The organism is Photobacterium swingsii (genome assembly GCF_024346715.1).
GTDB classification, from domain to species: domain Bacteria; phylum Pseudomonadota; class Gammaproteobacteria; order Enterobacterales; family Vibrionaceae; genus Photobacterium; species Photobacterium swingsii.
Genome location: NZ_AP024852.1, coordinates 1,239,008 through 1,250,648, shown reverse-complemented (window position 1 = coordinate 1,250,648; position 11,641 = coordinate 1,239,008). Strand labels below are relative to the sequence as shown.

At 45.7% G+C, this 11,641-nt stretch carries 12 protein-coding genes and 1 other annotated feature; of the genes, 7 read left to right on the top strand and 5 right to left on the bottom strand.

Going from position 1 to position 11,641, the window contains the following annotated elements:
- Positions 1–140: 140 nt before the first annotated feature.
- Complete coding sequence (locus OCU77_RS06065; protein WP_048897030.1) at positions 141–389, top strand: YciN family protein; 249 nt, start codon at positions 141–143, stop codon at positions 387–389.
- Positions 390–463: 74 nt separating this feature from the next.
- Here the strand turns inward: OCU77_RS06065 and OCU77_RS06060 are convergent, their stop codons facing one another.
- Positions 464–877 (bottom strand): DUF805 domain-containing protein, encoded by a 414-nt coding sequence (locus OCU77_RS06060; RefSeq protein ID WP_048897029.1) that lies wholly within the window; start codon positions 875–877, stop codon positions 464–466.
- A gap of 8 nt (positions 878–885) precedes the next feature.
- Entirely contained in the window at positions 886–1,947 is a 1,062-nt protein-coding gene (sohB, locus tag OCU77_RS06055) for a protease SohB (RefSeq protein ID WP_048897028.1), read from the bottom strand.
- 211 nt (positions 1,948–2,158) lie between these two features.
- On the opposite strand from sohB, the gene OCU77_RS06050 reads away from it, so the two are divergent.
- Positions 2,159–2,902: a YciK family oxidoreductase gene (locus OCU77_RS06050; protein ID WP_048897027.1), complete on the top strand. Its 744-nt coding sequence runs from the start codon at positions 2,159–2,161 to the stop codon at positions 2,900–2,902.
- An 86-nt stretch (positions 2,903–2,988) separates the two neighbouring features.
- Here OCU77_RS06050 and rluB read toward each other — a convergent pair whose 3' ends face one another.
- From rluB to rnm, 3 genes are all read right to left on the bottom strand, one after another.
- Positions 2,989–4,041 carry a 23S rRNA pseudouridine(2605) synthase RluB gene (rluB, locus tag OCU77_RS06045; RefSeq protein ID WP_048897026.1) on the bottom strand — a complete coding sequence of 351 codons (1,053 nt, stop codon included), beginning with the start codon at positions 4,039–4,041 and terminating at the stop codon, positions 2,989–2,991.
- A gap of 137 nt (positions 4,042–4,178) precedes the next feature.
- The gene (locus tag OCU77_RS06040; RefSeq protein WP_048897025.1) at positions 4,179–4,799 is read right to left on the bottom strand and encodes an L-threonylcarbamoyladenylate synthase; all 621 of its coding nucleotides are present in this window, start codon (positions 4,797–4,799) and stop codon (positions 4,179–4,181) included.
- A 31-nt stretch (positions 4,800–4,830) separates the two neighbouring features.
- On the bottom strand, positions 4,831–5,700 hold the full coding sequence (gene rnm / locus OCU77_RS06035; protein ID WP_048897024.1) for an RNase RNM: 870 nt from the start codon (positions 5,698–5,700) through the stop codon (positions 4,831–4,833).
- Positions 5,701–5,822: 122 nt separating this feature from the next.
- Positions 5,823–5,918, top strand: a sequence feature (Trp leader region).
- Between the two features lie 83 nt (positions 5,919–6,001).
- On the opposite strand from rnm, the gene OCU77_RS06030 reads away from it, so the two are divergent.
- Genes OCU77_RS06030 through trpCF form a run of 5 tightly spaced genes read left to right on the top strand, consistent with a single transcriptional unit; the run spans position 6,002 to position 11,640 of the window.
- Complete coding sequence (locus OCU77_RS06030; RefSeq protein WP_048897023.1) at positions 6,002–7,015, top strand: bifunctional 3-deoxy-7-phosphoheptulonate synthase/chorismate mutase; 1,014 nt, start codon at positions 6,002–6,004, stop codon at positions 7,013–7,015.
- Positions 7,012–8,580 (top strand): anthranilate synthase component 1, encoded by a 1,569-nt coding sequence (locus tag OCU77_RS06025; protein ID WP_048897022.1) that lies wholly within the window; start codon positions 7,012–7,014, stop codon positions 8,578–8,580. Before OCU77_RS06030 ends, OCU77_RS06025 begins: the two co-directional genes overlap by 4 nt.
- 17 nt (positions 8,581–8,597) lie before the next feature.
- Positions 8,598–9,230: an aminodeoxychorismate/anthranilate synthase component II gene (locus OCU77_RS06020; RefSeq protein WP_107302371.1), complete on the top strand. Its 633-nt coding sequence runs from the start codon at positions 8,598–8,600 to the stop codon at positions 9,228–9,230.
- A 14-nt stretch (positions 9,231–9,244) separates the two neighbouring features.
- Complete coding sequence (trpD, locus tag OCU77_RS06015; RefSeq protein WP_048897021.1) at positions 9,245–10,255, top strand: anthranilate phosphoribosyltransferase; 1,011 nt, start codon at positions 9,245–9,247, stop codon at positions 10,253–10,255.
- Between the two features lie 2 nt (positions 10,256–10,257).
- Positions 10,258–11,640 (top strand): bifunctional indole-3-glycerol-phosphate synthase TrpC/phosphoribosylanthranilate isomerase TrpF, encoded by a 1,383-nt coding sequence (trpCF, locus tag OCU77_RS06010; RefSeq protein ID WP_048897020.1) that lies wholly within the window; start codon positions 10,258–10,260, stop codon positions 11,638–11,640.
- Position 11,641 lies beyond the last annotated feature (1 nt).

The following is an 11,641-nucleotide window of genomic DNA, read 5'->3' as shown; positions in this document are numbered from 1 at the left end:
TAAAAACAGCTACATATTTGGTTTTGCGCACAGCTTATAGCCTAAGAAGAAAAAAAACACTAATAAACGAAGGGTTTGAGTTCTGTTTGCATAATTCATACACTAGCGAGGTTTGAAACTTTCCATATAGAGCATTCACTATGAGCGACAAAACTTCTATTTCATCTAATGACCTATTAATGATCGCTAACCAAGAAATTCAAGATCACGAAGGCTTTCTTGAAGGTATGCGTGCAACGTCTGTTGAAGAAAAAGACGGTGTATTGGTCTTTAAAGGCGAATATTTCCTTGATGATAACGGCCTACCAACAGCTAAAACAACGGCTGTCTTCAACATGTTCAAATACCTCGCTCACCAACTTTCGCCAAAGTTCACGTTAGAAAACTAAGCGCTGCACGACACACAGCTTAAAGAAAAACCCGCCTACATCACTGTGGCGGGTTCTTTATAAAAGTCAGTCCATTACATTTCAATGGTCATACTGTCTTTGTCATCATCATTAGAGCGCGATGATGGTGGCGTTGCACCACCTTTAGGGTCGGGACCAAACTGATTATCCCCTTCTGTACCTTTTAATATGCCTAATTCCACTAAAGCAAAAATAGGCCCAATTAAAGGTAGGAAAGTCACGACAACCCACCAGCCGCTTTTGTTACGATCATGCAAGCGCTTAATGTTAAGCGCCATTGATGCCCACATAACAAAACCCAATACCACCATGGCTAATAAATCGACCATAGGGTTCGAGCCTGTATTTTCAGGGGAGCTATACATGAAAACAGGTATAGTGACGAATAATACTGGCAAACTATATAACCAGTAGTCACGTCGTCGCATACGCCCTTTAAATGAAAATAATGCCCACTTCTGATTCATAACAAACCTTATACGATTGGTCGTTGACCACGACTGATCCATTTAAGCAGCAAGGTATCTGCCGCCTCACTGGTTGCACCCGCCAATTTTTCAGCTAATTTCTTACGGCGAACATAACGAATATTCAGTACTTCACGATCTTTACATGCTTTCGTAATGTAATCGTCACTGGTGCCAATTTCATCCACTAAGCCAAGTTCATGCACTTGCTGACCAAACCAATGTTCACCCGTAGCAACTTTTTCAAGGTCGAGCTCAGGGCGATGTACTGCAATGAAATCTTTGAATAATCCGTGGGTTTCTTCAATTTCATCTTGGAATTTTTCACGGGCTTTGTCCGTGTTTTCACCGAACATGGTTAGGGTGCGTTTGAATTCACCTGCGGTAATTTGTTCAAACTCAATATCGTTCTTTTTCAAGACTTTATTAAAGTTTGGTAATTGCGCTATCACACCAATTGAACCCACAATAGCAAAAGGCGCAGAGATAATACGATCACCAACACATGCCATCATGTAGCCGCCACTGGCTGCAACTTTATCCACTGAGATCGTCAGTTTAATGCCAGCACTTTTTAAACGGTCAAGCTGAGATGATGCAAGGCCATAGCCATGAACCATGCCGCCGCCAGTTTCAAGACGAAGAAGCACTTCATCACCTTCGATGGCTACCGCTAGAATGGCTGTGATTTCTTCACGAAGTGACGTCACTTCTTTGGCATCGATGCTACCGTGAAAATCTAACACAAATAAACGAGGCTCACGCGCATGAGAGAGTTCGCCCTCTTTTGCGGCTTTTTTCACTTCTTCCTGACGGGCTTTGTCTTTTGCTTTTTCTTCTTTTTTCTCAACTTTTTCTTTTGCTTTCAGAAGTGCCTTATCATAAAGATGGCCTTCCAGCTGGTGCACAGTATGTTTATATTGCTCTGTTAAATCTGTCACTTCTAATTCACCTTTTGGTGAACCATGACGACCGTTTAAACCTTTAGCGACAATAAGAATACCGACAATCGCTATAACAACTGTGGCGATTTTGGCTAGAAATAAGCCGTAATCAAACAAAAAATCCAATGTTGAGTCCTCATTTTATGAACTTATCTCCATTGTAACCTGCTGAGGCTATGGCAATGCAATGAAAAAGAGACTATTTTACATTTTCGTTAAATCGACATGCTGCAAGGATATTATTTCAAGCATGAGTTAGCGTGATCATTGCACTGATAACGCTCATACCGATTTAGCACTACTATAAGCAAGCGCATATTCAATAAGGAAGTAATACGTGGAATATCAAATTGCAGCTGATTCTCTAAAAAATCGCGTTGTTTTGGTGACGGGAGCGGGTGATGGTATAGGCCGTCAGGCCGCAATAAGTTATGCCGCTCATGGCGCGACCGTCATACTGCTAGGACGTACTGTTGCTAAACTGGAAGCAGTTTATGACGAAATTGAACGCCTTGGTTACCCTCAACCTGCGATCATCCCACTCGATTTAAAAGGCGCAACCAAGCAGAACTATATCGACATGGCTGAAACCATCAGCGATCAGTTCGGTCGCCTAGATGGTGTATTACATAACGCTGGCTTATTAGGTGTACTTAGCCCATTTGATCAACTTGATGAAGACAGCTTCGATGATGTGATGCAAGTGAACGTTAAAGCACAAATGCTACTGACTCAAGCAGTGCTGCCACTGTTGAAACAAGCTGAAGATGCCCGCCTAGTGTTCACAAGTTCAACCGTTGGTCATGTGGGTCGTGCATTCTGGGGAAGCTATGCCATTTCTAAGTTTGCAACCGAGGGTATGATGCAAGTGCTCGCCGATGAACTGAGTAATACCAATGTTAGGGTTAATGCCATAAACCCAGGTGGTACTCGTACAGGCATGCGTGCTCAGGCCTTCCCTGCGGAAGATGCTTCGCTGCTCAAAACGCCGCTAGATATAATGCCGCTGTACTTATTCTTGATGGCACCAGAAAGCAAAGACGTTAACGGCCAGTGTATTGACGCGCAGCCAAAGCGCTAATAAATACAACAGGCTTAGACAGTGAACACTAAATGATAGATACAAAAAAAGCAGCTGTTCAGCTGCTTTTTTATTAACAATAAGAATTACTTGCGAGTACGAGGCTTCGCTGGCTTATTCTTTAATGGGTTACGACGGTTGCTTGCATTACCCGATGGCTTACGCTTACCTGATGATGCGTTATTACCGCCCTTACCTCTACCACCACGAGCATTACCACCTTCTTCAGCACCTTTATTACGGGTTGAAGTTGGATTACGACGCTCTTTGCCACCACGACCGCGGCGACCTGATGATTCTTCGCTTGCACGTTCTTCATGACGACGAACTGCACGACGGATCTGACGCACACCACGCTTACGCTTCTGACCTTCAACAGTCAGCATAGTTTCGCTTTCGTGCTCAAGCTCTACCATTTCACGTAGGTAGTTAACTTCAGTCAGTTCTAGCTCCATCCAACCGCCACGAGGCAGGTCTTTGGTTAGGTAGATGTCACCGTAACGAACACGCTTAAGACGACTTACTGTTACGCCTTGCGAGTCCCATAAACGACGAACCTCACGGTTACGACCTTCAGTGATCACAACGTAGAAAGTATGGTTCATACCTTCACCGCCAGCGTAAACGACATCTTCGAAACGTGCCATACCATCTTCTAGCTTCACGCCACGAACAAGGTTACGCACCATTTCTTCGTTTACTTCACCGAATACACGAACCATGTATTCACGTTGAACAGTACGGCTCGGGTGCATCAAGCGGTTTGCTAACTCACCATCGGTAGTGAACAGAAGAAGGCCACTGGTGTTTGCATCAAGACGACCAACAGAAACCCAACGGCCTTCTGTTAAACGTGGTAGACGATCAAATACAGTACGACGCCCTTCTGGATCGTGACGCGTACACAGTTCGCCTTCTGGCTTGTTATAAGCCAACACACGACAAACTTCATCACTTGTCGCAACGAGATCAACTTTGTGACCATCAATACGTACAAGTACACTTAGATCGTCAAGGCGGTCACCAAGCTTGGCAACAACACCATCAATACTTACACGACCAGCTTGAATCTTTAATTCGATTTCTCGACGAGAGCCCTGACCTGAACGTGCCAGCACTTTCTGTAATTTTTCACTCATTAGACAAACCTTTGTCGCCTTCACAGGCGTCGAAATACTCATCCCTGATACCGGGTGGTACCAAGCAGCGGCGAATTATGCCAAAAGCACCATGAAGTTACTACCACTTTCATGCTTATCCGCTACTTGCATTCTGTTTACTCAAATGGTGCAGGATCGCCCGAACCAACGCGCACGATTTGTGCATCACCATCACTGAAGTCAATAACGGTTGTTGGCTGCTCACCTAAATAACCACCATTCACAATCAAATCAACAGCATGCTCTAGTTTGTCACGGATATCTTCAGGATCAGATTCTGCCACATCACTATTTGGCAAAATAAGTGTCGTCGACATCATAGGCTCACCCAACTCTTCTAACAGTGCGAGTGCTATTGCATTATCAGGCACACGAATACCGATCGTTTTACGTTTTGGATTCATCAAACGACGCGGAACTTCTTTAGTTCCTTTGAAAATAAAGGTGTAAGCGCCCGGCGTATTGTTACGCAGTAAACGATACGCGACGTTATCAACGCGAGCGTATAAAGACAGTTCCGACAAGTCACGGCATAGTAGTGTGAAGTTATGCTTATCGTTCAAACGACGAATTTGGCAGATACGTTCTAATGCCGCTTTATTTTCAATCTGACAGCCTAGCGCATAGCCTGAATCTGTTGGATATACGATAACGCCACCATTACGAATAATCGCAACAGACTGCTTCACAAGACGTGCTTGTGGTGTTTCGGGATGCATGTAAAAAAATTGGCTCATGGTTCCTCCCAAAAGGCATAACGACATTGAGTTACTCGGTTACGTCTTCTGAATCATCTCGCTTCTTTTCGACATTCCAATCGTGCCACACCTCGGTTACCCCTTTAGGTAACCATAAGTTACGACCTAGTTCAGTCCATGGCGACGGATAATGAAAATCGGAGCCTTGAGAAGCAAGTAGTTGATAATCAATGGCATAATCACCGAGATTACGGCGTTCATGCTGTCCTTGTTGCGGCTGTGCCACTTCCATAGCATCGCCTTTTGCTTCCACGAAAGTCGTTAATAATCGCTTAAGCCATTTAGTGGTCATTTTATAGCGGCCAGGATGCGCTAATACCGCTTGTCCACCCGCTGCGTGAATTGCCGCCACTGCTTCTGCAATTGAACACCAGCTAGGTGGTACATAACCTGGGTTACCCCGAGTAAGAAACTTTTTGAATACCGCTTGCATGGTTTTGGCATAGCCTTCCGCGACAATCCACTGCGCAAAATGCGCGCGTGTCAGCGTCGCGTCACCGGCTAAGGCTTTAGCGCCAGCCAGTGCGCCCGGCATACGATTCTTTTCCAGTCGCTCACCAATTTGCTCTGCACGTTCAGCGCGTCGTGCTATTTGCTCTGCAATCAGAGTCGTAATTGCAGGATGCTCAGGGTCAATGTTTAATCCCACAATGTGAATATCAAAATTTTGCCAAAGTGTCGATATTTCAATGCCTTTGATGAGAGTTAAAGGCAAATTAAGTGCATCAATCGTTTGTTGAGCTTCTTCAAGCCCTGCAACCGTATCATGATCCGTAATGGCGAGTGCATCCACGCGGTTTAGCACCGCACGCTCAACTAACTCTTTAGGTGACAACCGACCATCAGATGCCGTCGTATGACTGTGTAAATCAAATAACATAAATTTTATTCTTGACTCTATATCTGTAAACTAGTTTACTAGTACGCAGTTACCCGAAATCATAAATCGACTAACAGGACGATCCCATGGTACAGCATATTCATCATCAACTCTGCGCTTTATTCTCTTGGTGGTGGCACTCCCAATCTTGGGCGGTGTAATTCCCTGTACCTAACGGACAGCATACACAGTAGCCCGCTCATTGCGGGCTTTTTTCGGCCTATTGTTTTTCGAAGCACTTTATTACCAGCATATTTCAGCCCAATGTCAATTCGATGTTGATGCTCACAAGGACACTATTATGATTATTGTACTAAAACCAGCCGCGACTGAATCTCAAGCAAAAGAAATCCTCCAACGTATTGAAGATGCAGGGCTCAAGCCACTTTACATGCCAGGTGTTGAACGCATAGTACTCGGTGCGCTTGGCGATGAACGTATTTTGCAAAAACTAAACCTAGATGCATACCCATGCGTTGAAACAGTCAAACCAATTCTGACCAAATACAAAATGGTCAGCCGCGAAGTACAGGCACACGATACTGTGGTTCGTTTCGGTAATGCAGCAATTGGTGGTAATCAGTTTGCAGTTATCGCGGGTCCTTGCTCGGTCGAATCAGAAGAACAGCTGTTATCTGTGGCTGAAGTCGTCAAAAAACACGGTGCTATAGCCCTTCGTGGTGGGGCGTATAAGCCTCGTACCAGCCCTTATGATTTCCAAGGTATGGGTGTTGAAGGCTTAAAACTCCTTAAGCAAGCAAATGAACAGCTTGGCATGCCAACAGTGTCTGAAGTCATGGAAGTCAGCCAGGTTGATACAATGTGTGAATATGTTGACTGCCTACAGATTGGCGCTCGGAATATGCAAAACTACGCATTATTAAAAGCTGTGGGCGAAAGTCAAAAACCGGTCTTGCTCAAACGTGGACTTTCAGCCACTATCGAGGAGTTGCTTCTAGCAGCCGAATACATTTATGACGCAGGAAATCCCAATATTATCCTGTGTGAACGAGGTATTCGCACCTATGAAACAGCAACACGTAATACATTGGACTTAAATGCGGTCGCCTATTTGAAGCAGCGTACTCACCTACCTGTTGTGGTTGATCCTAGCCATGGTACAGGTGTTCGAGAATTAGTGATTCCATTATCACGTGCAGCAGCTGCGGTTGGTGCCGACGGTATAATTGTTGAATCACACCTAAACCCGTGTGAGGCGCTATCGGATGGCCACCAAGCACTGACAGGCCCAATGTTTGAGCAATTAATGCAAGAACTTAAACCATTTGTAGAAGCGGCAGGGAGAACGCTGTGAACACAACCCAACGCACCGTTGGCGAGCTGGACGTGCTCAGCCTTGATGTACCCTATGTAGCGGAGCCCACTGAGCTATATTACACCGTTTGCGGTGACCGCCCACATAACCTATTGCTGGAGTCGGCAGAAGTCGACTCAAAACAAGATCTTAAAAGCCTAATGCTCATTGATGCTGCGGTACGTATTGTTTGCCGAGGCACTGACGTTAGATTAGAAGCGTTAACTGACAATGGTTTGAATGTATTACAAACCATAGAGCAAAAAATCCCAGACACTGTGGGTCGCCAGCGTCACACCGACTGCTTGACGTTAACATTTCCAACCGCAGAACGTGCGTTGGATGAAGACAGCCGCTTGCGCCAAGCCTCTTCATTTGATGCACTGCGGATGGTACAGCATGCATTCGATACTGCAGGCCACCCACAAGAAGCCCTCTTTCTTGGCGGCCTTTTTGCTTACGATTTGGTCGCAGGTTTTGAACCCCTGGTCGATGTCGAGCAAGATAATAAATGCCCTGATTACCTATTCTATATTGCTGAGACATTGCTTGTTATCGATCACCAGCGCCGCAAAGGTAAGCTGCAAGCCACACTATTTGGTGGCTATCAATATACCAATAGCTACTTCGAGTTAAGTCGTCGCTTGCAGCAAATCAAAGAGGCGTGTTTAGCACCAGCCACCGTTCCACCAGCAACTCAAATGGCGCAATGCGAACCTGAAGTAAGTGTGAGTGACGCTGATTTTTGCCAAACCGTTTCCGATTTGAAGCAATACGTGATTGGAGGCGATGTATTCCAAGTCGTGCCATCTCGTCAATTCACACTGCCATGCCCATCACCGCTCGTCGCTTACAAAGAATTAAAGATTGGTAACCCAAGTCCTTACATGTTCTTCATGCAAGATGTTGATTTCACCCTCTTTGGCGCATCACCAGAGAGTGCACTGAAATATTCGACAGAAACCAATCAAGTCGAGATTTACCCAATTGCAGGTACACGGCAGCGTGGAAAAAACGCCGATGGTTCGATTAATCTCGATTTAGACGGTCGCATCGAATTAGAACTGCGCTGTGACATGAAAGAAAATGCTGAACACATGATGCTAGTTGATTTAGCGCGCAATGATGTAGCGCGTATCAGTGAAGCAGGCACCCGCTATGTTGCCGATTTACTAAAGGTTGACCGTTATAGCCATGTCATGCACTTGGTTTCTCGGGTGGTTGGCCAGTTACGCAGCGATCTTGATGCCCTGCACGCTTACCAAGCCTGCATGAACATGGGGACGTTAACAGGCGCACCAAAAATCCGTGCCATGCAACTCATTCGTGACGTAGAGAAACGTCGTCGTGGTAGTTATGGCGGCGCCGTCGGCTACCTCACAGGTCATGGTGACATGGATACCTGTATTGTGATCCGTTCAGCTTACGTTGAAGACGGTATTGCTAGCGTACAAGCTGGAGCAGGTGTGGTATACGATTCTGTGCCGCAAGCAGAAGCCGATGAAACGCGTGGCAAAGCACAAGCCGTTATCAGCGCGATTCGCAAAGCCCACACTCAGGGATAAAGAAAAAGGTTAAGACTATGACGAAAGCCCATATTGTCCTACTCGATAATTTCGACTCTTTTACTTATAACCTTGTGGATCAGTTTCGCTCACTGGGTCACCCCGTTACTGTTTATCGTAACAGTTTGACGGTTGAACAAATGACACAAGCCATTGCCGAAAAAACAAATCCTGTGCTGGTGTTATCACCCGGTCCAGGCGCCCCTGCAGACGCAGGCTGTATGCCAGACTTGATTACCCACCTAAAAGGCAAAGTACCCATGATAGGGATATGCCTAGGCCATCAAGCCATTGTTGAAGCATATGGCGGTAAAGTGGAAGGCGCTGGCGACATTGTGCATGGTAAAGCGGCCATGATGCGTCACAACCAACACCCTGTTTTTGGCGAACTGCCTAACCCATTATCAATTGCTCGATATCATTCCTTGGTTGCAACCCAAGTTCCTGATAGTTTAGATGTTGTTGCCGATGTTAATGGTTTGGTTATGGCCGTTACACAAAATGAAGATAAAGTCTGTGGTTTTCAGTTTCACCCAGAATCTATCTTAACAACGCAAGGCGCTCAGTTACTGATTAACACGCTAGATTGGGTCACGACCCCCTTTGTACCCACGCCTTCAATACCAGCCGTTAATCAAGACGTAGAATAATAAGGAATATCATCATGGATGCTGTTATTTACGATATTGCTGACAAAATTTATGCCCAGCAATCACTAAGCCAACAAGAGAGTCACACCCTTTTTGATGCCATCATCAAAGGCGAAGTCGAACCTATTCTACTCTCTGCTGTTTTAACAGCATTAAAAATTAAGGGCGAAACACCCGCGGAGATTGCAGGCGCTGCCAGTGCACTGGTTGCCAATGCGAATGCCTTTCCAAGTCCAGATTACGACTTTGGGGATATCGTTGGTACAGGTGGCGACGGCGCAAATACCATTAATATTTCCACCACTGCCGCTTTCGTTGCTGCTGCTTGCGGAATTAAAGTCGCAAAACACGGTAACCGTGGTGTATCGAGCAAATCAGGATCATCAGATCTTTTGGATAAGTTCGGTATTAACTTAGCAATGAAACCAGAAACGGCTCGCCAAGCCTTAGATGATTTAGGTGTGTGCTTCTTATTTGCACCTGAGTATCACGGTGGTGTTCGCCACGCCATGCCTGTACGCCAAACCCTAAAAACACGCACAATCTTCAACCTTTTAGGCCCACTGATTAACCCAGCGCGACCAAACATCGAGTTAATGGGGGTTTACGATCAAGCCCTTGTGCGACCTATCGCAGAAACCATGGCAGCGATGGGGATGAAGCGTGCCGCCGTTGTTCACGGTAGCGGACTTGACGAAGTGGCTATTCATGGTGAAACCACTGTGGCAGAAATTATCAATGGTGAGATCACCGAGTACACGCTCACACCTGCCGATTTTGGCTTAGATACTCACCCACTAGAGGCTATAAAAGGGGGGGAGCCCGAAGAAAATCGCGCCATTATTACTGATATTTTAACAGGTAAAGGAACAGATGCTCAGCAAGGTGCTGTTGCTGTCAATGTTGCGCTACTCATGCGCTTATTCGGCCATGAAGATCTCAAAGCCAACACCCAAAAAGCCATTGATGTTATGCAGGCTGGCTCTGCATTTGCACTGGTTGAACAACTAGCAGCACGAGGTTAATTATGGAAACTGTCCTAGCAAAAATTGTTGCTGATAAACGTATTTGGGTCGACGCACGCAAAGCCAAGCAACCACTAGAAAGCTTTATTGATACGCTTTCCCACAGTGATCGCAGCTTTTACGATGCATTAGCTAAAAAAGAGCCTGCTTTTATTCTTGAATGTAAGAAAGCCTCACCTTCTAAAGGTTTGATCCGTGACGACTTCGATCTTGATTACATAGCCCAAGTATATAAAAACCATGCAAGTGCTATCTCAGTTTTAACCGACGAGAAGTATTTCCAAGGTAATTTTGATTTTCTGCCACAGGTCCGTAATCAGGTGACTCAACCTGTTTTGTGTAAAGATTTCATGATTGACCCTTATCAGGTTTATCTGGCACGCCATTATCAAGCAGATGCCATTTTGCTAATGCTGTCGGTACTGTCTGATGACGAATACCGCACGCTAGCGAATGTGGCTGAGACCCTAAAATTGGGAGTGTTAACTGAAGTCAGTAATGAAGAAGAACTTGAGCGCGCGATTACTCTTAATGCAAAAGTAGTGGGTATCAACAACCGCAACTTACGCGATCTCAGTATCGATTTAGATCGTACTAAACAACTCGCACCGCGTTTAAATGAAGGCACCATAGTGATCTCTGAATCAGGTATTTATACCAACCAGCAGATCCGTGATCTTTCTGCCTATGCTAATGGCTTTTTGATCGGCAGTTCACTCATGTCGGAAGATAACTTAGAACTGGCGGTCCGTCGTGTATTGATCGGTGAAAACAAGGTTTGTGGGTTGACTCATGCCGATGACGCAGTGACAGCTTACCAAAGTGGTGCCGTCTACGGCGGTTTGATTTTTGTTTCTGCCTCACCACGCCATGTCGACGTTGAGCAAGCACGCATGGTGATGAGTGGTGCCCCATTGAAATACGTCGGTGTTTTCCAAAATGCCGACCCAGAGCAAATAGCAAAAGCCGCACACACTCTAACACTTTCAGCCGTTCAGCTACACGGTGATGAAACACCTGACTATGTGCAAACGTTAAAGGCTGAGCTTCCAACTGAATGTGAAATCTGGAAAGCCCATGGCGTAACCGACTCCCTGCCTGAATTTGCTCGATGGCAAGTCGATAAGCACCTTCTCGATAGCAAAGTCGGTCAGCAAACTGGCGGTACGGGGAAGGTGTTCGATTGGTCGATAATCTCAGAGGCTGACAAAGAGAATATCCTGCTCGCAGGTGGTCTCTCTCCTGACAATGTCAGTGAAGCAACGCAATTGGGGTGCCGCGGACTGGACTTAAATTCCGGTGTTGAAAGTGCACCTGGTAAAAAAGACAAAACAAAATTGGCTGCGGCATTTGCGGCAATCAAAAGCATTAAGGACAATAAATAAT